The 25,394-nt window shown below is 70.6% G+C and carries 21 protein-coding genes; 11 read left to right on the top strand and 10 right to left on the bottom strand.

The window, feature by feature from the left end; translation table 11 throughout:
- Nucleotide 1: 1 nt before the first annotated feature.
- The 3 genes from gatA to AC5YDA_RS03425 all read right to left on the bottom strand — a co-directional run bounded on the left by gatA (nt 2) and on the right by AC5YDA_RS03425 (nt 2,313).
- The gene (gene gatA, locus AC5YDA_RS03435) at nt 2–1,519 is read right to left on the bottom strand and encodes an Asp-tRNA(Asn)/Glu-tRNA(Gln) amidotransferase subunit GatA (protein ID WP_496188736.1); all 1,518 of its coding nucleotides are present in this window, start codon (nt 1,517–1,519) and stop codon (nt 2–4) included.
- Nucleotides 1,516–1,812: an Asp-tRNA(Asn)/Glu-tRNA(Gln) amidotransferase subunit GatC gene (gene gatC, locus AC5YDA_RS03430; RefSeq protein WP_496188737.1), complete on the bottom strand. Its 297-nt coding sequence runs from the start codon at nt 1,810–1,812 to the stop codon at nt 1,516–1,518. The genes gatA and gatC overlap by 4 nt, the downstream gene beginning before the upstream one ends.
- A gap of 72 nt (nt 1,813–1,884) precedes the next feature.
- A complete protein-coding gene (locus tag AC5YDA_RS03425; RefSeq protein WP_496188738.1) occupies nt 1,885–2,313 on the bottom strand; it encodes an OsmC family peroxiredoxin in 429 nt (142 codons plus the stop codon).
- A 106-nt stretch (nt 2,314–2,419) separates the two neighbouring features.
- On the opposite strand from AC5YDA_RS03425, the gene AC5YDA_RS03420 reads away from it, so the two are divergent.
- Nucleotides 2,420–3,058, top strand: a complete 639-nt coding sequence (locus AC5YDA_RS03420; RefSeq protein WP_496188739.1) for an ACT domain-containing protein — start codon at nt 2,420–2,422, stop codon at nt 3,056–3,058.
- A gap of 23 nt (nt 3,059–3,081) precedes the next feature.
- Here AC5YDA_RS03420 and AC5YDA_RS03415 read toward each other — a convergent pair whose 3' ends face one another.
- Nucleotides 3,082–3,288 (bottom strand): hypothetical protein, encoded by a 207-nt coding sequence (locus AC5YDA_RS03415; RefSeq protein ID WP_496188740.1) that lies wholly within the window; start codon nt 3,286–3,288, stop codon nt 3,082–3,084.
- A gap of 117 nt (nt 3,289–3,405) precedes the next feature.
- On the opposite strand from AC5YDA_RS03415, the gene nhaA reads away from it, so the two are divergent.
- Entirely contained in the window at nt 3,406–4,752 is a 1,347-nt protein-coding gene (nhaA, locus tag AC5YDA_RS03410) for a Na+/H+ antiporter NhaA (protein WP_496188741.1), read from the top strand.
- Nucleotides 4,753–4,756: 4 nt separating this feature from the next.
- Here nhaA and AC5YDA_RS03405 read toward each other — a convergent pair whose 3' ends face one another.
- The 4 genes from AC5YDA_RS03405 to AC5YDA_RS03390 all read right to left on the bottom strand — a co-directional run bounded on the left by AC5YDA_RS03405 (nt 4,757) and on the right by AC5YDA_RS03390 (nt 9,922).
- On the bottom strand, nt 4,757–5,431 hold the full coding sequence (locus AC5YDA_RS03405) for a potassium channel family protein (RefSeq protein ID WP_496192747.1): 675 nt from the start codon (nt 5,429–5,431) through the stop codon (nt 4,757–4,759).
- Nucleotides 5,424–6,764, bottom strand: coding sequence for a TrkH family potassium uptake protein (locus tag AC5YDA_RS03400; protein ID WP_496188743.1), 1,341 nt, complete (start codon nt 6,762–6,764; stop codon nt 5,424–5,426). The genes AC5YDA_RS03405 and AC5YDA_RS03400 overlap by 8 nt, the downstream gene beginning before the upstream one ends.
- 115 nt (nt 6,765–6,879) lie before the next feature.
- Nucleotides 6,880–8,943 (bottom strand): NAD-dependent DNA ligase LigA, encoded by a 2,064-nt coding sequence (gene ligA / locus AC5YDA_RS03395; protein ID WP_496188744.1) that lies wholly within the window; start codon nt 8,941–8,943, stop codon nt 6,880–6,882.
- A 10-nt stretch (nt 8,944–8,953) separates the two neighbouring features.
- Nucleotides 8,954–9,922 (bottom strand): uroporphyrinogen decarboxylase/cobalamine-independent methonine synthase family protein, encoded by a 969-nt coding sequence (locus AC5YDA_RS03390; protein WP_496188745.1) that lies wholly within the window; start codon nt 9,920–9,922, stop codon nt 8,954–8,956.
- A 130-nt stretch (nt 9,923–10,052) separates the two neighbouring features.
- Here AC5YDA_RS03390 and AC5YDA_RS03385 point away from each other — a divergent pair, with 130 nt between their 5' ends.
- The 3 genes from AC5YDA_RS03385 (at nt 10,053) to AC5YDA_RS03375 (ending at nt 11,865) form a co-directional block, all read left to right on the top strand.
- Nucleotides 10,053–10,445 (top strand): DUF302 domain-containing protein, encoded by a 393-nt coding sequence (locus tag AC5YDA_RS03385; RefSeq protein WP_496188746.1) that lies wholly within the window; start codon nt 10,053–10,055, stop codon nt 10,443–10,445.
- A gap of 70 nt (nt 10,446–10,515) precedes the next feature.
- Entirely contained in the window at nt 10,516–11,184 is a 669-nt protein-coding gene (locus AC5YDA_RS03380) for a TRM11 family SAM-dependent methyltransferase (RefSeq protein WP_496188747.1), read from the top strand.
- A 123-nt stretch (nt 11,185–11,307) separates the two neighbouring features.
- On the top strand, nt 11,308–11,865 hold the full coding sequence (locus AC5YDA_RS03375; RefSeq protein WP_496188748.1) for an NYN domain-containing protein: 558 nt from the start codon (nt 11,308–11,310) through the stop codon (nt 11,863–11,865).
- Between the two features lie 2 nt (nt 11,866–11,867).
- Here the strand turns inward: AC5YDA_RS03375 and mnmA are convergent, their stop codons facing one another.
- Nucleotides 11,868–12,941, bottom strand: coding sequence for a tRNA 2-thiouridine(34) synthase MnmA (mnmA, locus tag AC5YDA_RS03370; RefSeq protein WP_496188749.1), 1,074 nt, complete (start codon nt 12,939–12,941; stop codon nt 11,868–11,870).
- An 11-nt stretch (nt 12,942–12,952) separates the two neighbouring features.
- Nucleotides 12,953–14,086: a cysteine desulfurase family protein gene (locus AC5YDA_RS03365; RefSeq protein WP_496188750.1), complete on the bottom strand. Its 1,134-nt coding sequence runs from the start codon at nt 14,084–14,086 to the stop codon at nt 12,953–12,955.
- Between the two features lie 138 nt (nt 14,087–14,224).
- Here AC5YDA_RS03365 and glgX point away from each other — a divergent pair, with 138 nt between their 5' ends.
- From glgX to ppc, 6 genes are read left to right on the top strand one after another with little or no spacing between them, the layout of a single operon-like run.
- Nucleotides 14,225–16,345: a glycogen debranching protein GlgX gene (gene glgX, locus AC5YDA_RS03360; RefSeq protein WP_496188751.1), complete on the top strand. Its 2,121-nt coding sequence runs from the start codon at nt 14,225–14,227 to the stop codon at nt 16,343–16,345.
- A 27-nt stretch (nt 16,346–16,372) separates the two neighbouring features.
- The gene (locus AC5YDA_RS03355) at nt 16,373–18,457 is read left to right on the top strand and encodes an alpha-1,4-glucan--maltose-1-phosphate maltosyltransferase (protein WP_496188752.1); all 2,085 of its coding nucleotides are present in this window, start codon (nt 16,373–16,375) and stop codon (nt 18,455–18,457) included.
- Nucleotides 18,458–18,464: 7 nt separating this feature from the next.
- Nucleotides 18,465–19,745, top strand: coding sequence for a phosphotransferase (locus AC5YDA_RS03350; protein ID WP_496192746.1), 1,281 nt, complete (start codon nt 18,465–18,467; stop codon nt 19,743–19,745).
- A 2-nt stretch (nt 19,746–19,747) separates the two neighbouring features.
- Complete coding sequence (gene glgB, locus AC5YDA_RS03345) at nt 19,748–21,808, top strand: 1,4-alpha-glucan branching protein GlgB (protein ID WP_496188754.1); 2,061 nt, start codon at nt 19,748–19,750, stop codon at nt 21,806–21,808.
- Nucleotides 21,809–22,573, top strand: coding sequence for an NUDIX domain-containing protein (locus AC5YDA_RS03340; protein ID WP_496188755.1), 765 nt, complete (start codon nt 21,809–21,811; stop codon nt 22,571–22,573).
- Nucleotides 22,574–22,587: 14 nt separating this feature from the next.
- Nucleotides 22,588–25,368, top strand: coding sequence for a phosphoenolpyruvate carboxylase (ppc, locus tag AC5YDA_RS03335; RefSeq protein ID WP_496188756.1), 2,781 nt, complete (start codon nt 22,588–22,590; stop codon nt 25,366–25,368).
- Nucleotides 25,369–25,394 lie beyond the last annotated feature (26 nt).

Raw genomic sequence — 25,394 nt, 5'->3', positions numbered from 1 at the left:
GTCACTCACCCTTCCCGGTGACCCAGGTCCCGGCGATCCGGTCGGTCAGGAGGCCACCGTCGCGCTCGGCGAAGAGCCGCTCCAGCGCGGCGCCGACGCGGTACACCCGGTCGTCCGCCAGCGGAGGCGCCATCACCTGCAGGCCGACGGGCAGGCCGTCATCGGAGGACAGCCCGCACGGGAACGACCCCGCGGCGTTGCCCGCCATGTTGCTGGGGATGGTGCACAGGTCGGACTTGTACATGGCGAGGGGGTCCTCGAGCTTCTCGCCGATCCTGAACGCGGTGAACGGCGTCGAGGGCGAGACCAGCACGTCCACCTGCTCGAACGCCGCATCGAAGTCGCGGCGGATCAGGGTGCGAACCTTCTGGGCCGAGCCGTAGTAGGCGTCGTAGTAACCCGAGCTCAGCGCATAGGTGCCGAGGATGATGCGGCGCTTCACCTCGTCACCCAGACCGGCGGCGCGGGTGGTGGCCATCACCTCATCCGTGCCACGGGTGCCGTCGTCACCGACCCGCAGGCCGTAGCGCATCGCGTCGTAGCGGGCCATGTTCGAGGACACCTCGGACGGCATGATCAGGTAGTAGGCGCCCAGACCGTACGTGAAGTGCGGGCAGGAGACCTCGACGATCTCCGCCCCGGCCCCGCGCAGCAGGTCCAGCGCCTCGCCGAAGGCCCGCTCGACGCCCGGCTCGTAGCCCTCGCCACCGAGTTCCCTCACCACACCGATGCGCAGCCCCTTCACGTCACCGGAACGCGCGGCCTCCACGACCGCCGGCACGGGCGCGTCGATGGAGGTGGAGTCCATCGGGTCGTGACCACAGATCACCTCGTGCAGCAGGGCCGCGTCGAGGACGTTGCGGGCGCACGGGCCGGGCTGGTCCAGGCTGGACGCCATGGCGATGACCCCGTAGCGGGACGCCGACCCGTACGTGGGCTTGACGCCGACGGTGCCGGTCACGGACGCCGGCTGACGGATGGAGCCCCCGGTGTCGGTGCCCAGCGCCAGCGGGGCCTGGAAGGAGGCCAGCGAGGCCGCTGAGCCACCGCCCGAACCGCCCGGGATCCGGTCGAGGTCCCACGGGTTGCGGGTGGGTCCGTACGCCGAGGTCTCGGTCGAGGAACCCATGGCGAACTCGTCCAGGTTGGTCTTGCCGAGCAGGACCAGCCCGGCGTCCAGCATGCGCTGCACGACGGTGGCGCTGTAGGGCGGGCGCCACCCCTCGAGGATCTTCGAGGACGCGGTGGTGGGGACACCGTCCTGGCAGAAGAGGTCCTTCACCGAGACGGGCACGCCGGCCAGGGGGCCGAGCTCCTCCCCGGCGTCGAGCCGCGCGTCCACCGCGGCCGCCTGGGCCAGCGCGCCCTCGGTGTCGACGTACAGGAAGGAGTTGACCTGCTCGTTCGTTCTCGCGATCTGGTCGAGGAAGGCCCGGGTCACCTGGACGGAGGTCACCTCGCGAGCGGCGATGCGGCGGCCGAGGTCGGACGCCGTGGCGGTCAGGATGTCGTGGCTCACTGCTCCTCCCCCAGGATCCGGGGGACGCGGAAACGCTCGTCCTCGACGGAGGGGGCGCCGGCCAGGACCGCTTCGGTGGGAAGGCTGGGGCGCACCTCATCGGCACGGAACACGTTGGTCAGCGGCAGGGCGTGCGAGGTGGGCGGCACGTCGGCGTCGGCGACCTGGGAGACCGATGCGACGGCCTCCAGGATGAGGTCGAGCTGGGGCGCCAGGCGCTCCAAGTCGGCCGGGGACAGCTCGATGCGCGCCAGGCCGGCGAGCCGGGCGACGTCGTCGGTGGTCAGGGCCACGGTGCGACTCCTCGTGGACGGGTCAGGGACCTGCCCATCCTAGGGGTCGCACCGTGGCGTCCGCCCGTGGGGTCAGCCGGCGAACTCGACCTCGAGGGTCTTCTCGACGCCGGACAGCGCCTGGCTGACGGGGCAGTTCTGCTTGGTGTCCTCGGCGAACTTGCCGAACTCCTCCGCCGTCAGGCCGGGGACGTCGGCCTTCACCCTGATGGTGGCGCCGGTGATGCCGGTGCCGGGGACGAAGTCGACGCCCACCTCGGTGTCCAGGCTGGTCGGCGCCGTGCCGTTCTTGGCCAGGCCGTTGGACAGCGCCATCGAGTAGCAGGTCGCCAGGGCGGCGGCGACGAGCTCCTCGGGATTGGTCGTCCCGGCGCCCGACTCGGCCCGCTTGGACCACGCGACGTCGAAGGTGGCGACCCCGGACGTGACGAGCTCGGTGGTGCCGGCGCCCTCCAGGAGGGAGCCCTCCCAGTGGGTGCGTGCGGTGCTGGTGGTGGCCATGTCGTTCCTTTCCTCGGTTTCTTCGTTGTTTCAATCACGCTACAAGGTGACCGCCGCCCTGCCCAGACCCTTGGGTGCCGCCGACCGATGAGGTATCAAGTGGGGCATGTACCTGCTCCGCGTCGCCCTGCCCGACCGTCCGGGCTCCCTCGGCGCCGTGGCGTCCGCCCTGGGTTCGGTCCAGGCCGACATCAGCGCCGTCGAGATCGTCGAGAAGGGCGCCGGGCGCGTCATCGACGACTTCATGCTGGACATCCCCGGTGACGTCCGACCCGATGCCCTGATCACCGCCTGCACGCGTGTGCCGGGGGTCGAGGTGTTGTGGGTGTCCTTCTACCCGGAGAACTGGGGTCTGAACTCGGACCTCGACATGCTCGAGGCCATGGCGGAGGATCCACGTCACGCCGAGCAGGTCCTGGCCGATTCCGCGCCGACGACCTTCCACTGCTCCTGGGGGCTCGTGCTCGAGCACGCGAGCGGCGTGGTGCACCACCGCAGTGCCCTCGCCCCCCAGCAGGCCACGATCCCGGACGGCGTGTTCGGTGACCTCCGCACGCCCCACGTGGGCGAGCTCGACTCGGGATGGCTCGACGGCTGGAGCGCCCACTCCGTCGCGGTGACCCCCTGCTGCTCCGACCACACCGTGGTGGTCGGACGACCCGGGCCGGAATTCCGTGCATCCGAGCTGGCGCGGTTGCGCCACCTCGCTCAGATCGCGGGCGAGCACCTCGCCGGCCGAACCTGAGCCGGCGGGCCGGCGGGCCCCCGTCAGTACCCGCGGAGCGCGAGGTAGGCGACGTACCCGAACGCCACCACGGCGACCAGGGCGACGGCGGCCACGGTGATCGTCCACCACCGCTGGTTGCGCTTCTGGCGCGTCGAGGGGACGTCGGGCAAGGGCCACTCCCCCACGCGTGGACGGACGCGCGGGGACGTGCCGCCGTTCAGGTCCAGGTCGGTGTTGAGTCCCTCCACGTCCGTCAGCGTACGCGAGGTGGTGGCCTGCTTCCTCGCCGCGATTGGCTAGAATGTCCTGCGGTGTGCCGGGAAGTCTGGTCGGCGATCTTGTCCCCCGTAACCCCTGGAGGTCCCATGAGCACGCCCCCGAACGTCCGTCCTCGCCGCATCCTGTCCCCGGGCAGTTGGTCCGAACACCTGCGCGTCGGCGCACTCCTGCGCAAGGAGACCACCGGTGGGATCCTGCTCGTGGTCGCGGCGTTGGTCGCGATCGTGTGGGCCAACTCCCCGGCGGCTGACGCCTACTTCGCCCTGCGTGACTTCCGCATCGGGCCCGAGTCGCTCCACCTCGACCTCACCCTGGGTGCCTGGGCCGCCGATGGGCTGCTCGCGATCTTCTTCTTCCTCGTGGGCCTGGAACTCAAGCACGAATTCGTCGCCGGCGACCTGCGTGACCCTCGTCGGGCGCTGGTGCCGGTCGTGGCCGCCTTCGGTGGAGTGGCGATCCCCGCCCTGATCTACGTCGCCCTCAACTGGGGCCAGGCCGAGACGCTGCGCGGCTGGGCCGTCCCGACGGCGACCGACATCGCGTTCGCCGTGGCGGTTCTCGCGCTCATCGGCTCCCACCTGCCCTCACCCCTGCGGATCTTCCTGCTCACGCTGGCCGTGGTCGACGACCTCATCGCGATCACCATCATCGCCGTCTTCTACACCGAGTCGGTCGACCCGCTGGCCCTGGGCCTGTTCGTCATCCCCGTGGCCCTGTACGGCTTCCTCGTCCAGTCCCGCTCCCGCTGGTTCGCCGAGCACCCGTGGGCCGCCTGGCTCATCCTGCTCCCGATCGCGGCCATCGCGTGGGCCCTGCTGCACCAGGCGGGCATCCACGCCACCATCGCCGGGGTGGTCCTCGGGTTCCTGGTGCCCGTGCGCCGCAAGGACCCGACCGCTGGCGAGGGACCCGGGTTGGCCAGGACGTTCGAGCACACCTACCGCCCGCTGTCCACGGGATTCGCGGTCCCGGTGTTCGCCTTCTTCTCGGCAGGGGTGGCCGTCGGCGGGCTCGATGGGCTGCTCGGCTCCCTCACCTCCCCGGTGGCATTGGGGATCATCGCAGGCCTGGTGCTCGGGAAGCCGATCGGGATCGTCGCGTCGACCTACCTGCTCACCCGCTTCACCCGTGCCTCACTCGACCCCGCGTTGCGGTGGGGCGACATGGCGGGCGTCGGAGTGCTCGCGGGCATCGGGTTCACCGTGTCACTCCTGGTCGGCGAACTCAGCTTCGGACTCGGCAGCGAGCACAACGACGCATCGAAGGTGGGGATCCTGGCCGCATCGGCGCTGGCGGCACTGGTGGCCGCCGTGATCCTCGTGCCGAGCAACCGCCGGCACCGCGCCATCATGGCGGCCGAGACCCGGGACACCGACGCGGACGGCGTCCCCGACGCCTTCGACACCGCGCCCGACGACCCGACCAGGGCCTGACGCGTCAGCGGAGCCTGCAGAAGGCGTCGACGTAGGTGGTGCGACCCGAGACGATGAGTTCGTCCCCGGGTTGGATCACGGTCTCGGGCACCGCGTACACGAAGTCCTCGCCCGTCCGCTTGACGCCGACGATCGTCACCCGGTTGTGGGTGCGGACCAGGGTCTCCCGGAGCGGCTTCTCCCAGGTCAGGCGTGGGGCACGCGTCCGGGCGATGGCGAAGCCGTCCTCGAACTCGAAGTAGTCGATCATGAAGCCGGCGGCGGCGTGCGCCACCCGACGCCCGGTGGATGCCTCGGAGTAGACGACGTGGTGGGCGCCGATGCGCTCCAAAATCGCCCCGTGCTCCCTGGTCGCTGCTCGGGCCCAGATCTCCTCCACACCCAGTTCCGCCAGCGCCAGCACGGTCATGATGGACAGTTCCACCTTGCTCAGCGCCACAATGGCCTTGCGGATCTGGCGGATGCCGATCTGCTCCAGTGCCTCCCGGTCCGAGGGATTCATCTCGATGACGTGGGTGAGCTCGTCGGCGTACTGGACGACCTGCGCGTGATCGTCCGTGACGGCGATCACCGGGACATTCATCTCGGTCAGTTCACGGGCCGTGGCGGAGCCGAACAGCCCCAGCCCGACGACGAGCACCGTCTCGTCGTTCAACCGCCGGTCACGTGGTCTACCCAACAATTGGCTGCTCCTCCGGGAGTTGGTAATGGCGGTGCCGTGCGCGGACGGCGAGGGCGGTGGCCACCGAGATGGTCCCCACTCGTCCCAAGTACATCAGGAGCATGAGCACGACCAGGGATTCCGGGCGCAAGTGGGGCGTGATCCCCATCGACAGGCCCACCGTCCCGAAGGCGGAGATGGCCTCGAACATGACCTGCTGCAGCGTGAACCGCTCGACGCTGACGATGAAGGAAGTGCCCACGACGACCGTGACGATGCCCAGCATGACCACGGTGAGGGCGGAGCGCTGGACCGGCGCGGGGATGGCCCGGTGGGCGACGACCACCTGGCTCTCGCCGCGCAGTTCGGCCAGCACCGTGACCACGATGATGACGATCGTGCCGACCTTCACGCCACCGGCGGTCCCCGCCGATCCCCCACCGATGAACATCAGCAGGGAGTAGAGCACCAGCGTCGGCTCACTCGCCACCCCGTAGTCGATGGAGTTGAAACCGGCCGTCCGGGGGAAGACCCCGCCCGCGAGGCTGGCCCAGAGGCGCCCCTCCACGGTCATCGGACCCAGGGTCTGGGGGTTGTCCCACTCGGCGAGCGCGAAGATGACCATGCCGCCGACCAGCAGGACCGCGGTCCCGTACAGGGTGAGCCGCGTATGGGTGGACCAGGTCCAGCGGCCACCCTTCCGCCAGCGGCGCCCCATCTCGAGCAGGACGGGGAAACCCAGGCCTCCGGCCACGACAGCCACGCAGATGGGCACGATGACGACGGGATCACCGGCGAACCCGATCAGGTTGTCGCTGAACAGGGCGAACCCTGCGTTGTTGAACGCCGACACCGAGTGGAAGACCCCGAACCAGACAGCCGCACCCCAGGAATCCACATGGGGCCGGAAACCGAACGTCAGCACGGCGGCGACCACCACCTCGAACCCGAGCATCACCGCCGCGATGCGGGCGGGCAACGCCAGGGTCTTCGACAGGCTCCGCTGGTGGAGCTCCTCGCTGGCCAGCAGGGACCCCTGGAGCGAGATGCGTCCGGTGGTGACCAGGGTCAGGACGGTGGCGAGCGTGACGATGCCGAAGCCACCGATCTGGATCAGCAACAGGATGATGGACTGACCGAAGGTGCTCCAATAGGTGGGGGTGTCGACGGTGACCAGCCCGGTGATGCAGATGGCCGACACCGCCGTGAAGGCCGCGTCCAGGACGCGTGGGGACCGTCCGTCGACGGTCGCGGCGGGCAGCATGAGCAGCCCCGTCCCGAACGCGATCGCGCCCAGGTACACCGCGGGGATGACCCTCGCGGGATGACCGAGCCATCGCCCCCACTGCACAAGGCGATGCTAGTGGGCGCGCCTGGAATTTTGACCGGCCGCCGGCCTTCTTGAGCACGGGGCCTGCGCCGGCGCCTTCGTCCTGCGCGGCTTGGGGAGCGGGCGACCCACGCGGCTACTGGAGTTCGGCCACGAGGTCCGCGCCGCGCTCCAGCAACTCCTCGAAGCGGTCCGCCTCCAGGATCGGGACGCCGAGGGTCTCGGCCTTGGCAAACTTCGAGCCGGAGGACTCCCCTGCCACGAGCACGGACGTCTTCTTCGAGACCGAACCCGACGTCTTGCCCCCGCGCACCTCGATGGCCTGCTGTGCGGTGTCACGGGTGTAGCCGGGAACCGCGCCGGTGACGACGACCGTCAGGCCCGCCAACACCTGCTCCGCCTCCTCGGACGCCACGGCCTCCGCCGGGTCGTCCGTGCCCATCACGGCCCCGGCCGCCACCCACTTCTCGACGATGGCGCGGTGCCAGTCGACCGTGAACCAGTCGCTGATGGACGCCGCCAAGGTGGGGCCGATGCCGTCCACGGCCGCCAACTCCTCCACCGTGGCCTCCGCCAGCTTCTGCACGCTCGGGAAGGCACGCGCCACGTCGGGGGCCACCCCTTTGCTCACGTGCCGGATCGAGAGCGCGACGAGGAACTTCGCCCAAGGTCGGGTCTTCGCCTCCTCCAGGTTGGCCAGCAGCTTGCGGGCGTTCGCGGTGAGGACGCGTTCCTTCGTCTTCGGGTCGACCCGCGTGAAGAACGGCACCTGCATGAGCTGGGCGGCGTCCAGGTCGAACAGGTCGCCCTCGTCCGTCAGCAGGCCCGCCGAGAGGAGGGCGTCCGCCGCCTTCGCACCGAGCACCTCGATGTCCAGCGCGGCCCGGGAGGCGAGGAAGAACAGGCGTTCGCGCAGTTGCGCGGGGCAGGAGCGGGTGTTGGGGCAGCGCAGGTCCTTGTCCCCCTCGCGCATCTCGACCAGCGCGGTGCCGCAGCTGGGGCACGCCGTGGGCATGACCCACTCCGGCAGGCCCTCGGGGCGCAGTGCGAGCACCGGGCCGACGATCTCCGGGATCACGTCGCCCGCCTTGCGGAGGATGATCGTGTCGCCGGGACGGACGTCCTTGCGCTTCACCTCATGGGCGTTGTGGAGCGTGGCCATCTCGACGGTGGACCCGGCCACCAGGACGGGCTCCATGACGCCGTAGGGGGTCACACGCCCGGTGCGGCCGGTGTTGACCTCGATGCGGAGCAGCTTCGTGTTCACCTCTTCGGGGGGGTACTTGAACGCGATGGCCCACCGCGGAGCCCGTGAGGTGTGGCCGAGTTCCGCCTGTCGGGCGCGCTCGTCGACCTTGAGGACGACGCCGTCCATCTCGTGCTCCAGGTCGTGGCGGTGCGTCGCCATCTCGTCGATGTAGGCGAGGGCCGAGGCGAGGTCGGGCACCACCCTGGTGTGCGTGCTGACGGGGAGCCCCCACTCGCGGAGTCGGACGTAGGCGTCCGACAACCGCTCGATGTCGGTCCCGCTCGTGGCGCCGAGGCCGTGGCTGAGGAAGCGGAGCTGACGTGACGCCGTGACGCGCGGGTCCTTCTGCCGCAACGAGCCGGCTGCGGAGTTGCGCGGGTTGGCGAAGCGTGGGCGTCCCGCCTCGTCGAGGGAGTCGTTCAGCGCGGCGAAGTCCCGCGGCCTCATGAAGACCTCACCCCGCACCTCGACGAGGTCGGGAGCGCCGGCAGCGAGGGTGAGCGGGATGTCCCGGATGGTGCGGACGTTGGCGGTGACGTCCTCCCCGACCCGGCCATCCCCCCGGGTGGCGGCCGTGACGAGCCGCCCGCTGCGGTACACCAGGTCGAGGGCGAGCCCGTCGATCTTCACCTCGCACACCAGCGGCGTCTCACCGCCGAGCCGGGCGTACCAGCGCTCGACCTCCTCGGTGGAGAAGGCGTTGTCGAGGCTCATCATCGGCTGCACGTGCTCCACCGGCGCGAACGTGGTCGACACCGCGCCCCCGACCTGCTGGGTCGGTGACTCGGGCGTGACCAGTTCGGGGTGGGCCTCCTCCAACGCCGTCAGCTCGGCCATCAACGCGTCGAAGGTGGCATCGGTCAGGTCGGGCGAGTCCAGCACGTAGTACTGGAACCGCGCATCGTTGATCTGCTGCGCGAGCTCGGCGTGGCGGGTGCGGGGATCGGTCACGGCGAGAAACCTACTGGAGTTCGTCCGTGGCCCGTTCGGCGGTCGTGGCCAGGGCGCGCAGGACCTTCGAGACCTCGGATGCGCCCCACCCCGCCAGACCGCACGCCGGCGTCAGGACGACGCGATCGACGAGCACCGGGCCGAGGTCGAGGGGCCGGAGGGCGCCGAGGACCCTGCGGGTCAGCGCGTCCGCCCCGATCGCCACGCCGGACGCGGTCGGCGCGGCGCCCAGCCACAGCTCCTTGCCGTCCTCCAGCAGCGGACCGAGGGTGTCCCAGTCGGCGCGTGTCATCAGGTCCTGGTCGAGTGAGACGCCGGTGAAGCCGGCGCCGTGGCGTCCGATCGCGACCTCGGCGTCGAGGCCGGGCGCGCAGCAGTGCAGGACGTGCCCACCCACCTCCCGCAGCATCTCCACGGCCTCGGGTCGATCCACCGAGCGGTGCCGGAAGTAGCCGCCCTCGGTCGGCACCGAGCCGGCCAGGACCGACGGCAGGCCGGGCTCGTCCACCTGGAGGAGGACCTCGACCCCGGGGAGGCGCCGCTCGATGTCGGCCACCAGCTCGTGGACGCCCTCCGCCAGGGACTGCGCGAGGTCGCGGCGGGCACCACGGTCCCCGAGCACGCGCCCGCCGAGCGGACGGAAGGTGGCGGCCGCGAGCGTCCAAGGGCCGGCCACCGAGACCTTCAGGGGGCCCGTGAGACCCTGCGCGTTCTCCTCCAACACGTCGAGTTGGTCGCGCAGCGCGGCCCGGGCGCGACGCTGGTCGATCCCGGGGACTGCGGCGAGCTTCCACTCCCCCGCGTCACGTTCCGCCCCCAGGCCGTCCAGGATGCCCAGAGCCCGCCCGACCATGCCGGCCCAGGGGCCGAGCGCCGGGAACTCGGGCAGCCAGGGGATGGACGTGGCCTCCAATGCCAGACGGACGCCGGCACCCAGGTCGGTGCCGGGCAGCGAGCCCAGCGCAGAGGTCCTCATCACGGCGTCGAACCTATCGTGCATCCGGCCCGGTGGCGCGAGGTCGCCCCACCGCGGGGCATCCGGTGGGGGCCTCCATCTGCGCGGGGGAAGCGACTAGGGTTGGCACACCAACACGCCAGAGGAGAAGCACATGAGTTACGCACTCAGCACGCTCGTTCAGGGCGAATTCGCCGAAGTCCTGGATCGCACCAGGAAGGCTCTCGCGGACCACGGGTTCGGGGTCCTGACCGAGATCGACATGGCCGCCACCCTCAAGAAGAAGTTGGACGTCGACGTCCCCGACCAGGTCATCCTGGGCGCCTGCAATCCACCCAGCGCCTTCGAGGCCCTCCAGGCGGAGGCGTCGATCGGGCTGCTGCTGCCGTGCAACGTCGTCGTCCGCTCAGCCGGTGAGGGCATGACCCTCGTGGAGGCGATCGACCCCGGCTCCCTGCACCAAATGACCGGCAACGACGGTCTCCGACCGGTCGCCGACCGGGTCAAGGGCATGTTGCAGGGTGCCCTGGACAGCCTGACCAGCTGATCCCGGCCCGTCAGCCACCGGCGGGGATCGAGGACGGCCGTGGCGCCGAGCCCACGGCTACGATGCCGGTGTGCGCCTGCGTCCCCACCTGTTCGTCGAGCACGATCGCGTCCTGGCCGAGCGGAACCCGCTCGCGGAGGAGGACGTGCACTTCTCGCGCGACATGGTGGCGGCGGTCCTCGAGGACCTGACGCGCCCCGGTGATCGCGTCCTCGATCCCTTCGCCGGCTTCGGGACCACGCTGGAGGTCGCCGAAGCCATGGGGAGGCGGGCCGTGGGGGTCGAGCTCCTGCCCGAGCGGTGCAGGATCGCGGCTGAGGCGGCGCCGGCGTCCGTCGTGCTCCGGGGCGAAGCACGCCGCCTGGCCGCACTGGTCGACGGGCCCTTCGACCTCATCCTGACCTCGCCGCCCTACATGGCCGCCGATGACGGACCCGAGGACCCACTGTCGGGGTACACCGGCGCAACCTCCTACGAGCACTACCTGGGCGAGCTCCGCGGGATCTGGGCGCAGTGCCTGGACCTCCTCACGCCCGACGGCCACCTGGTGGTCAACGTCGCCAACATCGACAGCGGGTCGTGCTTCACCCCGCTGGCGTGGGACGTCGGGGACATGCTCGGCGAGGTGGGGCGCCTGACGCAGGACGTCTTCGTCTGCTGGGACCGCTCGTGGCACGATCTGGCGGGCGACTACCTGCTGGTCGCCCGTCCGCGACCCGCCTCGGGCGTCTCGGCCTGAACCCGGAGCGCCCACGGGCGCCCTGCGGCCCGCCCCACGAGCGCCGGTGTCCTCGCGCGGCGCGCTACCGTGGGGAGGGGCGGGACGTCGTCGTCCCGTTGACCACATCGAAGGCGGGGAGCCATGGACGAACGCGTCACGTACTTGCTGGTGGACGGGGAGAACATCGACGCCACCCTGGGCAACTCCATCCTGCAGCGGCGTCCGGCCCCCAGCGAGCGGCCGCGCTGGGAGCGGCCACTCCAGCACCTGCGGACCGAGTGGGACCAACCCGTCACCGGCCTGTTCTTCCTGGCCGCCAGTGACGGCGAACTCCCCCTTCCCTTCGTCCAGGCGCTCACCGCCATCGGCTACCGGATCATCCCCCTGTCGGGCACGCCGGACCAGAAGGTCGTCGACATCGCCATCCAGCGCACGCTCGTGGCCCTGCGCGGCCGGAACGCCGACGTCGTCCTCGCCTCCCACGACCGGGACTTCCTCGTCGACCTGGAAGCGCTGATCGACGGGCGACGCGTGGGCCTGATCGGCTTCGAGGAGTTCATGAGCGCCGGCCTGCGCGACCTGCGGGCACGCGGCGTCCAGTTCTTCGACCTGGAGTCCCACGTCGGCGCCTTCAACGAGAGGCTGCCGCGGCTGCGGATCATCCCGATCGACGACTTCGATCCCGAGGACTACCTCTGAGGTCAGGAGGCCGCCGCAATCGTCGCCGAGCCCACCACGAGGTCGCCGTCGTACAGGACGGCGGCCTGGCCGGGCGCGATACCGAAGGCGGGTTGGTCCAAAACGATCCGGACGCCGTGGCTCCCGGCCTCGATGCTGGCCGGCATCGGGGTCCCGTGGGCACGCACCTGGACCAGGCCGCGCCAGGCACCCAACCGCGGCGAAGCGACCGCCCAGGTGGGCCGGATCCCCTCGATCCGCGCCACCGCCAGGGCGTCGTGGGGGCCGACGGTCACCGTGTTGGTGACGGGTGAGATGTCGAGCACGTAGCGGGGCCGGCCGTCCGCCGACGGCACGCCCAACCGGAGGCCCTTGCGCTGACCGACGGTGAACTGGTGGTGCCCGCTGTGCGTTCCGACGACCGCGCCCGAGGCGTCCACGATCGCGCCCTCGCGCTCGCCGAGCGCGCGGTTGAGGAAGCCGGCGGTGTCACCGTCGGCGATGAAGCAGATGTCGTGGGAGTCCGGCTTGCCCGCCACGCGCAGCCCGAGCGCCCCCGCCTCGGCGCGGACGTCCGACTTGACGGTCCCGTACAGGGGGAAGAGTGAACGCCGCAGTTGTGCCTGGGTCAGGACCCCCAGCACGTAGCTCTGGTCCTTCGCCTCGTCGGCGGCCCGATACAGCGACGCGTCCTCACCATCGAACTCCAGGCGCGCGTAGTGCCCCGTCGCGACCGCGTCGAACCCCAACGCCACCCCGCGTTCGAGCACGGCGGCGAACTTGATCTTCTCGTTGCATCGCAGGCACGGGTTGGGCGTCCGGCCTGCGGCGTACTCGGCGACGAAGTCCTCCACGACCGCGGAGTGGAAGCGGTCGGAGAAGTCCCACACGTAGAAGGGGATGCCGAGCGTGTCGGCCACGCGCCGTGCGTCGTTGGAGTCCTCCAGCGAGCAGCAGCCGCGCGAACCCGAGCGGTACAACGCCGGGTTCCGGTTGAGGGCCAGGTGCACCCCTGTCACCGTGTGGCCCTCGGCGACGAGGCGCGCGGCGGCGACGGAGGAGTCCACTCCCCCCGACATCGCCACGAGTACCTTCACGTCGGGCGAGTCTACGCGGCGCCGACACCCCTGGCCCGGGCGACGGCGTCCGGCCACGCGGCCAGGAGTGCGTCGACGTCGGCGTCGGTGGTGGTGTACCCCAGCGAGAAACGGACCGAGGACACCGCAGCGTCCTCCCCCATCCCCATCGCGAGGACGACCTCGCTGGGCTGGTGGACCCCCGCCGTGCAGGCCGAGCCCGTGGAGCAGTCGACACCCACGGCGTCCAGCAGCAGCAGGATGTCGTCGGCACGGGCACCATCGACGGTGACGTGGCAGATCGCGGGGCTGGTGTGCTGCCCGCCGTTGACCCGGACACCGTGGACCGCCGTCACACCGGCGACCAGGCGTCGACGCAGCGCGTGCAGCCGCCGCGCCTCGGATTCCAGGGCGGCCACGGACGCGGCGGCTGCCGCGGCGAACCCCACCGCCAGCGCCACGGGGACGGTCCCGGAGCGCAGCCGGCGCTCCTGCCCGCCCCCGTGGCTGACGACGGCCAACGGCGCGTCACGCCGGACGACGAGCGCACCGATCCCGACCGGGCCGCCGAGCTTGTGCGCCGACAGGCTCAGCGCATCCAGGCCGGACCGGGCGAAGGAACAGCGCACGTGCCCGAACGCCTGCACGGCGTCGCTGTGCGCCCGGACGCCGATGCGCCGGCAGGCGGCGACGAAGGCGTCGATCGGCTGGATCGTCCCGGTCTCGTTGTTGACCCACAGGAGCGAGGCCCACGCCACGTCGTGCGGCAACTCGGCCAGGGCCTCGGCCTGCACCACACCGTCGGCATCCACCGGGAGTCGGACACCCCGCCCACCCAGAGCTCGGACGGCGTGGGACACCGCCGGGTGCTCGACGGCCGAGGCCGCCACACGCGGGCGTCCGTTCGCGGCCCCCCAGCCGGCACCTCCGTCCACGACGAGGTGGTCGGCCTCCGTTCCCCCGCTCGTGAACACGACCTCGGTGGGGTGTGCGTCGACGGCGTCGGCCACCTGTTCCCGGGCGTCCTCCAGCAGGGCGCGGGCCCTGCGCCCGCTCCCGTGCAGCGAACTGGGGTTGCCGGCCGTCCGCCAAGCGGCGATCATCGCCTGCTCGGCCTCCGGCCGGAGCGGGGCGGATGCCGCATGGTCGAGGTAGTGGCGTGGCAAGGGGGCACCTCCTGATCCCGTGCAGTCTACGAGGCGGGGAATGGACCCGTCAGGGGGGATGAGGCAGAATGGGGCGCCCGGTGATCATGGTGCCGTCCTCACGGCCGACCGGGATTCGCCTCATGGAAAGTGGTCTTCGTGCGCCCAACCCTGCCACGGCCGGTGGACTCCTCGGTGCTCGGTGCCCGTGTCGTCGACGGCGGCACCCGCTTCGCCCTGTGGGCTCCCCGGGCGACCCGCGTGGAGCTGGCGTTGGTCGACACCGACCGCAAGCAGACCAACCACGACCTGACGCACAACGGCGACGGCGTCTGGGAGGTCCACGTCCCCGGGGTCGGCCCGGGACAGCGTTACGGGTACCGCGTCCACGGCCCGTGGAGCCCCGAGACCGGCCAGCGGTTCAACGCCGCGAAGCTCCTGGTCGACCCGTACGCCCGCGCCATCACCGGTGGCGTCGACTACGCCGGTCCGATCAGCGACCACACCCCCGAGTCCAACTACCTCCCCGACCCGCGGGATTCCTTCGCCTCGGTTCCACTGAGCGTCGTGGTGGCCGACAGCCCGCCGCCGCGCCCCCTCGCCCGGCCCGCGCGCGCCGAGGACCTCGTGGTCTACGAGACGCACCTGAAGGGCTACACGCAGCTGCATCCGGCCGTCCCGGAGCACCTGCGCGGCACCTATGCGGGAATGGCCTACCCCGCGGTCATCGAGCACATCAAGAAGCTGGGCGTGAACGCGGTCGAGTTCCTGCCGCTGCACCACTTCGTGTCCGAGCCCTTCGCGATCGGGAAGGGCCTGGTCAACTACTGGGGCTACAACACGCTGGGCTTCTTCGCCCCGCACGCGCCCTACTCCAGCTCCGGCACGCTGGGCCAGCAGGTGACCGAGTTCAAGGAGATGGTCTCGGCGCTCCACGACGCCGGCATCGCGGTCATCCTCGACGTCGTCTACAACCACACCGCCGAGGGCGGCCACGAGGGCCCGACGCTCTGCTTCCGTGGCATCGACCACGCCGGCTACTACCGGCTCACGTCCGACATGCGCAACGACTATGACGTGTCCGGCACCGGCAACGCGGTGGACACCTCGGTGGGCGGCGTCCTCGACCTGGTGCTCGACTCCCTGCGCTACTGGGTCACCGAGATGGGCGTGGACGGCTTCCGTTTCGACCTGTGCACCACGCTCATCCGCGATGAGCACCACCACGTCCGTCAGGACCACGCGTTCAAGCAGGCCATCGCCGATGATCCCGTCCTGTCCCGGGCCGTCTTGATCGCCGAGCCGTGGGACCTCGGCCCCTACGGGTATCAGGTCGGCCGCTGGGGCAAGGGCTGGAGCGAGTGGAACGACCGCTTCCGCGGGTTCACGCGCGACTTCTGGCGCGGCGCCGTCCACGGCGTCGAGGAGCTCGCGACCCGGCTGGCCGGCTCGGCCGACATGTTCGACCAGGACGGGCGGCCCGCCACCAGTTCGGTGAACTTCGTCACCGCCCACGACGGCTTCACGCTCCGCGACCTCGTGACGTACGACCTCAAGCACAACGAGGCCAACGGCGAACGCAACCGCGACGGCGCGGACGACAACCGGTCGTGGAACCACGGGTACGAAGGCGAGACCGAGGACGAGTCCATCAACTCCGCCCGCCGCCGGACGATGCGGAACATGATGGCCACGCTGCTGCTGTCCACCGGCACGCCGATGGTGCTGGCCGGCGACGAGATGGGCCGCACCCAGCAGGGCAACAACAACGCCTACTGCCAGGACTCGCCCCTGTCGTGGCTGCACTGGACCGTGGGCGAGGAGTGGGACGACCAGTTCGAGCTGACCCGCACCCTGCTGGCCCTCCGCGCGAAGCACCCCGTGCTGCGGCCGCGCGCGTTCCGCACGCGCCAGGAGTGCATCGGGGACCGTGGCGAGGGGCTGGGACGGACCGAGTCCGCCTGGTTCAACGACCACGGCACCGAGATGACCATCGCGAACTGGCACGACGGCACCCGCCGGAGCCTCGGCTTCTACGTGTCGGACCAGACGGAGGCGTTCTACATCTTCTTCCACGCGGGTCAGGAGCCTCTGGACATCACGCTCCCGGGTGAGCCCTGGTCCAGCGGCTACCGGATCGTCGCCCACACCGGGACGCCCGACGAACTGACCCAGCGCTCCTTCGCTCCCGGCCGCCAGATCGAGGTGCCGGGACGCACCGTCGTCGTCATGAGGGCGACCGTGGCCCGTCGGCGGCGGGCGGCGGAACTGCGACGGTGACGCTGTCGTTGCAGTAGCGTGGTCGGCGTGACGCAGCGCAACGTGCCCCAGTCCCAGACCACTGCCGCCACGGCACCGAAGAAGGCCGACGCCCCCGCGAAGGCCCCCCGGACGCCCGCCGCCGTGCCGGTCGACCTGTCGCCGACGAAGACCGTCGTGCGCGGCATCGGGCGTATTCCCGTGACCAAGGTGTCGCCCGTCATCGAAGGCGGCGCGTACCCCGCCAAGGCGACGGTCGGCGAACTCGTCCCGATCCGGGCCAAGGTGTTCCGCGAAGGACACGACGCCGTGAACGCCTCGGTGATCGTGACCGACCCGTCGGGCCGCGAGACGCGCCACGACATGACCCCGGTTCAGCCCCGCGGCCTCGACCCGTGGGAGGCGTGGGTCCGTTTCGACACCGAGGGTGAGTGGACGTTCCGCGTGGAGGGCTGGTCCGACCCGTGGGGCACGTGGCTCCACAACGCCGAGGCGAAGCTGCCGGCCGGCGTGGACATCGAACTCGTCTGCCTCGAGGGGCGGGACCTCTTCGAGCGCACCGCGCTGGCCGCCGACGCGGCGGGCGACCCGATCGAGGCCTCCATCCTGCGCGCCACCGCCCAGTTGCTCATCCCCCAGCGCCCGGCCGAGGACCTCCTCGACGTCGCCTCCGGTTCCGGCCTGGCGAAGGCCATGCGCAAGTACGGTCCGCGCGAGCTGGTGTCCCCCACCGCCGACTTCCCGATCTTCGTCGACCGCAAGCGGGCCCTGTTCGCCAGCTGGTACGAGTTCTTCCCGCGGTCGGAGGGCGCCACCTACGACGAGGCGACCGACACGTGGACGTCCGGAACCTTCGACTCGAGCCATGCGCGGCTGGAGGCGGCGGCGGCGATGGGCTTCGACGTCATCTACTTCCCCCCGATCCATCCGATCGGCACCGCGTTCAAGAAGGGCAAGAACAACAGCCTCGACGCGAGCGAGAAGGACCCGGGCTCCCCGTGGGCCGTCGGCTCACCCGAGGGTGGGCACGACGCGATCCACCCCGAGCTGGGCGACTGGGATTCCTTCGACCGCCTCGTGGCCCGGGCCAAGGAGCTGGGCGTCGAGATCGCCCTCGACTTCGCCCTGCAGGCCAGCCCCGACCACCCGTGGGTGAAGGAGCACCCCGAGTGGTTCACCACGCGTCTGGACGGCACGATCGCGTACGCGGAGAACCCGCCGAAGAAGTACCAGGACATCTACCCGATCAACTTCGACAACGACCCCGAGGGCATCTACAACGAGGTCCTGCGCGTCCTGCGCCTGTGGATGAGCCACGGCGTCCGGATCTTCCGCGTCGACAACCCCCACACCAAGCCCGTGCAGTTCTGGGCCTGGATCTTCGACCAGATCCGCGCCACCGACCCGGATGTGCTGTTCTTCGCCGAGGCCTTCACCAAGCCCGAGATGATGCACATGCTCGGCAAGGTCGGCTTCCACACCAGCTACACGTACTTCACCTGGCGCGTGACCAAGGCCGAGATCACCGAGTACATGCAGGAGCTCTCGCGGGAGATGGACTCGTTCTACCGCCCGAACTTCTTCGTGAACACGCCCGACATCAACCCCTTCCACCTGCAGACGGGCAACCCGGCGATCTTCTCGATCCGCGCTGTCCTGGCGTCGATGCTGTCGCCCGCGTGGGGCGTCTACTCGGGGTTCGAGCTCTTCGAGCACGAGCCGAACGCGCCCGGGCGCGAGGAGTACCTCGACTCCGAGAAGTACGAGTTCCGCCCGCGCGACTACGACGCGCAGCCGAACCTGAACATGCTCCTCGGCACGCTGAACTCGGTCCGTCGCCGGCACCCCGCCCTGCAGCAGCTGCGCCGGATCGACTTCCACACCGCCCCGCACGACAAGATGCTCGCGTTCTCCAAGCGCGACGGTGACGACCGGGTGCTGGTCATCGTGTCGCTCGACCCGGACAACACCATCGAGTCCGAGGTGCACGTCGACATGGCGAAGCTCGGGCTGTCCGCCGATGCTCCGCTGCGCGTCCGTGACGAGCTGACCGGGGCGGAGTTCACGTGGGGTGCACGCAACTTCGTGCGCCTGACACCGGCCCAACCTGCCCACATCCTGGCGGTGCTCTGATCCCATCGTGACGAGCAGCCTTGACGGCGCCTGGATGCGCCACCTGGAAACCGTCCGCTGGTTCGGGGGCAAGGGCGCCGGTGCACGCATCGTGCGCCGAGAGCCCCTGCCTGCGTACACGCCGCGGGACGCCCACCCGGCGGTCCGGAGCGAGGTCGCCGAACTGGCCTACCCGGACGGCCACACGGAGCACTACCACCTCCTGGTGGCCCACTATCCGGCCGACGCCGTGGCGTCCGGGACGGTGCTGGGCACCGAGGAGGTGGACGGACGAACCGTCCAGGTCGTCGACGCCACGACGGACCCGGCCGCCCTCGCCGCCTTCGTGGCGGCGACCGAGCCGGCCTTCGCGGACCGTGCGGTGAAGGTCTGGCCGGGCGAGCAGTCCAACACGACGCTCACGCTGGGCAACTCCGACCTCTACAAGCTGTTCCGCCGCATCGAACCCGGCCCGAACCTGGACGCCGAGGTTCTGGTCGCCCTCGGCGGCGGCAGCGTTCCGGAGCTCCGCGGGCGCCTGCTGGCGCAGTGGCCCGAGGGCGAGGCCACCGATCTGGGCATCGTGATCGAGAGGGTCCCCGCTGCCACGGACGGCTGGGAGTTGGCCACCGCCGCCTGCGCCGCGAGCGAGGACTTCACCGATCGGGCCCGCGCCCTCGGGGCGGCCCTGCGCGACGTCCACACCCGGCTCGCGCTGGCGTTCGGCACCCGGACGCAGTCCGGGGACGCCGTGGCCGACACCATGGGCGCCCGGCTGGGTGCTGCGGTGCAGTCCGCCCCCGAACTCGCCCCCTACGCGGACGCGCTGCGCTCCGCGTTCGACGTGCTGCGCGGGCGGAGGCTGCTGGTCCAGCGGGTGCACGGCGACTTCCACCTCGGGCAGACCCTGTGGAGCCCCGCCACCAACGCGGGCGGGGGCGGCTGGACGATCATCGACTTCGAGGGGGAACCGGCGAAGACGGCCGCGGAACGTCGTGCCCTCGACTCGCCCTGGCGGGACGTCGCCGGCATGGTCCGCTCGTTCGACTACGTCCGCAGCGCGCACCCCGAGCCGGGATCGGCGGCCGCGACGAAGTGGGCTGATGAGGCGCGAGAGGCCTTCCTGATTGGCTACTGTGGAGCGACCACCACGGACGACGTCCTGGGTGGATACGTCATCGACAAAGCCGTGTACGAAGTGTTGTACGAACTGCGCAACCGTCCCGACTGGGTGCACATCCCCATGCGCGCCATCCGGGCGGCCACGCACGGGGATGACCCCCAGCAGACCCTCACTGAGAAGGAGTAACGATGGCACACGATCCGTTCGGCGGCTTGACCGGGTGGGACCTGGAGGGATTCCACAACGGTGGGGACACCGAGGTGTGGAAGCGCCTCGGCGCCCACGTGGTGACGATCAATGACGACGAGCGTGGCCCCGTCACCGGCATCCGCTTCGCCGTGTGGGCACCGAACGCCCGTGAGGTCCGCATCAACGCCGACTTCAACTGGTGGACCGGTGACCAGATGCACCTCGTCCCGGGCTCCGGCGTCTGGGCCCTCTTCGTCGAGGGCGTCGGCGACGGGACGCTGTACAAGTACAACATCCTCGGCGCGGACGGCGTGTGGCGCGAGAAGGTCGACCCGATGGCGTTCTTCGCCGAGCAGGCACCGGCCAACAGTTCGATCGTCTACACCTCCAAGATGGGCTGGGGCGACGACGAGTGGATGGCGAATCGCGCCACCAAGAACATGCAGGTCGAGCCGATGTCCGTCTACGAGGTCCACCTCGGCAGCTGGCGCAAGGGCAAGACCTACCTCGAGCTGGCCGAAGAGCTCGTCGAGTACGTCACGTGGCAGGGCTACACGCACGTGGAGTTCATGCCGGTCACCGAGCACCCGTTCGAGCCGAGCTGGGGCTACCAGGTCACCAACTACTTCGCGCCGCAGAGCCGCCTCGGCAAGCCGGACGAGTTCCGCTACCTCGTCGATCGCCTGCACCAGGCCGGCATCGGGGTCATCCTCGACTGGGTGCCCGGTCACTTCCCGAAGGACGAGTGGGCGCTGGGCCGCTTCGACGGCACCGCGCTGTACGAGCACTCCGACCCTCGTCAGGGCGAGCACACCGAGTGGGGCACCTACATCTTCAACTACGGTCGCAACGAGGTGAAGAGCTTCCTGGTCTCCAACGCCCTGTACTGGGTGCAGGAGTTCCACATCGACGCCCTGCGCGTCGACGCCGTGGCGTCCATGCTCTACCTCGACTACAGCCGTGAGCCGGGCCAGTGGGTGCCCAACGAGTTCGGCGGCAACCACAACCTCGAGGCGATCGACTTCCTGCGCTACGTCAACCGCCACCTCTACGAGCGCGTCCCCGGGGTCACCCTGATCGCCGAGGAGTCGACGAGCTTCGGCGGCGTCACCCAGCCCACCAACCTGGGCGGCCTCGGCTTCGGCTTCAAGTGGAACATGGGCTGGATGAACGACAGCCTGCGCTACCTCGCGCTGGAGCCGATCTACCGCCAGTGGCACCACCACGAGATGACCTTCGCGATGGTCTACCAGTACAGCGAGAACTTCATCCTGCCGATCTCCCACGACGAGGTCGTGCACGGCAAGGGTTCCATGATCAACAAGATCCCGCAGGACGCGTGGCGCCAGTTCGCCACCCTGCGCGCGTTCTACTCGTTCATGTGGGCCTTCCCGGGCAAGCAGCTGCTGTTCATGGGCCAGGAGTTCGGCCAGCGCAGCGAGTTCAACGAGGCCGTCAGCCTGGAGTGGTGGGTCTCGGACCTGTGGGGCCACCACGGGCTGCAGCGCATGGTCAAGGACCTCAACGAGCTCTACCGGTCGCACCCCGCGTTCTGGAAGCTGGACAACGACCCGCACGGGTTCCAGTGGATCAACGCCGACGACGCCGGGCGCAACGCCTACAGCTGGGTCCGCCGCGACGGCGAGGGCGAGCAGATCGCCGTCGTGGTGAACTTCAGCTCCGAGCCCTGGTACGACTACGAGATCGGCCTGCCCCAAGCCGGTCGGTGGAGCGAGATCTTCAACTCCGACGCGGCCATCTACGACGGTTCCGGCATCGGCAACTTCGGCGGGGTGGACGCCCATGAGGGCCCGTGGGGCGGGTACCCGGCCCGGGCGACGGTCCAGGTGCCCCCACTGGGTGCGGTCTTCTTCCGTCTCGAGGCCGACGAGTCCGTCGCGGAGGCGGAGGCGGAGTCCGAGGCGGAGCCGCGCCGTGCGATCGTGAACGCCGAGGGCAGCCCGGAGGGCGCCGTCCTCTCCGACGTCGTCGAGGTGGACGCTGATGCGATCGACGTGACCACGCCGGTCGTCGTCGAGGACGTCGAGGCGTCCGAGTAGGTGCGACTGCACGTCGACCCCGGGTCCGGGATCCTCTCCTTCGAGGGGGTCCCGGACCCTTCTGCGCTCACGGCCGCGGCATCCGCCGCCTTCTCCGACGGACTCGCCCGCGTCGAGGCGCACGTCCCGATGTCGCCCGAGACGCTTCCCGTCCGGCGGGCCTTCTACCGGGCCGGCTTCCACCGCGAGGGCATCCGGCGCGGCGAGGACGTCGCCGTCTTCTCCCTCCTCGTCACCGACACCGGGGACGACCAGTACACCTTCACCTCCGTGATGAACTCGGTCACGCCACGCAAGCGCCTCATCGCCCATGCCCTGCTGGTGGACGGCGCGGGTCGCATCGCCCTGTGCCGGACGTCCTTCAAGGAGGACTGGGAATTCCCCGGCGGCATCGTCGAACCGGGCGAGTCGCCGCGCGTCGGGTGCGAGCGCGAGATCGTCGAGGAGATGGGCATCGAGGTGGTGCTTGACCGGGTGCTCGCCATCGACTGGCTGCGCCCCCACCTCGGCTGGGAGGACGCCACCGAACTCATCTTCGGTGCTCCCCCGCTGACGGACGCCCAAGTCGCGGCCGTTCGGGCCGACGGCCAGGAGATCCTGGCGATCCACTGGCTGGAGCCGAGCGAGGCCGAGCGACACCTCGCCCCGTTCGCCGTGGGCCGCCTGCGCGGAGCGCTGGCGGGCCTGGCGGACGGTCGGACGCGCTACCTGGAGGGCGGTTCCCCCGTCCCGGTGGGACGCCGCGTCACCCAGCCCGAGGTGTGACAAGCTGTGGCACCGTGAACGACCGCGATACGCACGAGAGCTCCATCGATCCCGCCCTGCGCTCCGACGTCCGGCGGGTCTCCACCCTGCTGGGCGAGAGCCTCGTCCGGCAGGGTGGCCAGCGGCTGCTGGACCTCGTCGAACAGGTCCGCGTCCAGATCAAGGAGGCGCGCACCCAGTCCTCCCCCGACGCGGCGGCGTCCGCGCGTGACACCCTCACCGGGTTGGACCTCGACGAGGCGACCGCGCTGGTCAGGGCCTTCGCCACCTACTTCCAGCTCGCCAACACCGCAGAGCAGGTGCACCGCGTGCGCTCCATCGATGCCGCAGAAGCCGCCAGTGGGTGGCTGGAGCGTGCCGTCGCGGCCATCGTGGCCGAGGGTGGCTCCGCACTGCTGGCGCGCACGATCGCCGCCACCGACCTGCGGCCGGTCTTCACCGCCCACCCGACCGAGGCGTCCCGTCGGTCGGTGCTGCTCAAGCTCAAGGACGTCGCGGACGTCCTGGCCGTCGCCACCGAGGAGGGCTCGGCCGGCCGCCGCCGGCAGGACGCGCGCCTGGCCGAGACCATCGACCTGTTGTGGCAGACCGACGAGCTGCGGCTGGCCTCCCCCACCCCGGTGGACGAGGCCCGGAACGCGCTGTACTACCTGGACGCCCTGACCGCCGAGGCGCTCCCGGCCGTCCTCGAGGACCTGACCGCGCTCTGCAACGACCACGGCGTCGACCTGGACCCTGCCGGTACACCGGTCCGCTTCGGTTCGTGGATCGGCGGCGACCGTGACGGCAACCCCTTCGTCACCCCCGAGGTGACCCGCGACGTGCTGCGCCTGCAGCACGAGCACGCGATCACCCATGCGCTCGCCGTGGTGGACGCCCTCGCGACGGACCTCTCCGTGTCGACGCGGCACGCCGCCATCAGTGAGGCGCTCGCCGAGTCCCTGCGGGCGGACCTCGACAACCTGCCCGGACTGGACCGCCACATCCTGGCGATCAACGCCGAGGAGCCCTACCGCCTGAAGCTGACCTGCGTCCGCGCCAAGCTGCTCAACACCCGGGCACGCACCCGGTCCGGCTCGGCACACGAGCCCGGCCGGGACTACGCCGACGGCGAGGAACTGCTGGCCGACCTCGCGCTGGTCGCCGAGTCGTTGGAGGCGCACCACGCCGGCCTGGCCGGGCACGGCCGCGTCCGGGGCGCCATGCAGGCCGTGGCGGCGACCGGCCTGCACCTGGCCACGCTCGACGTGCGCGAGCACGCCGATGCCCACCACGAGGCGCTGGGGGCGCTCATCGACCACGTCGGTGAGGTGGCCGTGCCCTACGCGGACCTCTCCCGGCAGCAGCGCCGCAGGGTGTTGTCGGCCGAGTTGGCCGCACGGCGCCCGCTCACCGGGCCGAACCCGCCGCTGACCGGGCGTGCCGCCAAGACCTTCGGCGTGTTCGGCGCGATCCGCGAGGCGCAGGCACGATACGGCTCCTCGGTCATCGAGACCTACATCGTCTCGATGACCCAGGGCGTCGACGACATCCTCGCCGCCGTGATCCTCGCGCGTGAGGCCGGTCTGGTCGAACTGCACGGTGGCGCGGACGGCGCCGGCGCCCACGCCGACATCGGCTTCGTGGCGCTGCTGGAGACGGTCGCGGAACTGCGCGCTTCCGCGGAGCTCATCGACGACCTGCTGTCCGACCCGTCCTTCCGTCGGCTGGTGGAACTGCGCGGGAACCGACTCGAGGTCATGCTCGGTTACTCGGACTCCAACAAGCAGGCCGGCGTGCTCACCTCCCAGTGGGAGATCCACCAGACCCAGCGCAAGCTCCGCGACGTCACTCGTCGCCACGGCGTCCAGCTGCGGCTGTTCCACGGACGCGGCGGCTCGGTCGGACGCGGTGGCGGGCCGACGTACGACGCGATCCTCGCCCAGCCGTACGGCGTGCTGGACGGCACCATCAAGTTCACCGAACAGGGCGAGGTCATCTCCGACAAGTACGCGCTGCCGGCGCTGGCCCGCGACAACCTGGCCCTCGCCCTGGCTGCGGTGCTCGAGAGCACGGCCCTGCACACCGCCCCCCGCCAGTCGGCCGAAACGCTCCGCCGTTGGGACGGCGTGCTCCAGCTGGCCTCGGACGCCGCCTTCGAGGCGTACCGGGGCCTCGTCGACGATCCCGACCTGCCCGCCTACTTCCTCGCCAGCACGCCGGTGGACCAGCTGGGCGCGCTCAAGATCGGCTCGCGGCCCTCCAAGCGGCCCGACTCCGGCGGCGGCATCGAAGGCCTCCGGGCCATCCCGTGGGTGTTCGGCTGGACGCAGTCGCGCCAGATCATCCCGGGCTGGTTCGGCGTGGGGTCGGGGCTCAGGGCCGCCCGCGACGCCGGGCACGAGGAGGACCTCGTCGAGATGCTGCGCAGCTGGCACTTCTTCGCGGCTGTGGTCTCGAACGTCTCGATGACGCTGGCGAAGACCGACCTCGACGTCGCGGCGCACTACGTCGAATCCCTGGTGCCCGAGAACCTGCGGCACGTCTTCGACGCGATCCGTGCCGAGTTCGAGCTGACGGTGGCCGAGGTCACCCGGCTCACCGGCGAGACGACGCTGCTCGACCGCCAGCCGCGGTTGCAGCGGACGCTGGCCGTCCGGGACCAGTACCTCGACCCGATCAGCTACCTGCAGGTGGAGTTGCTCCGGCGCGTCCGGGAGCTGGACGCAGCCGGAGCCGACGTGTCGGACGTTCTCCAGCGTGCGCTGCTGGTCACCGTCAACGGCGTGGCCGCCGGATTGCGGAACACGGGTTAGGGCGGGCCGCGCCGGGGAGGTCGATC

The organism is Propioniciclava sp. LT294 (assembly GCF_059516005.1).
The sequence above is the reverse complement of the archived record's forward strand: the minus strand, read 5'-3'. Positions and strand labels throughout refer to the sequence as shown.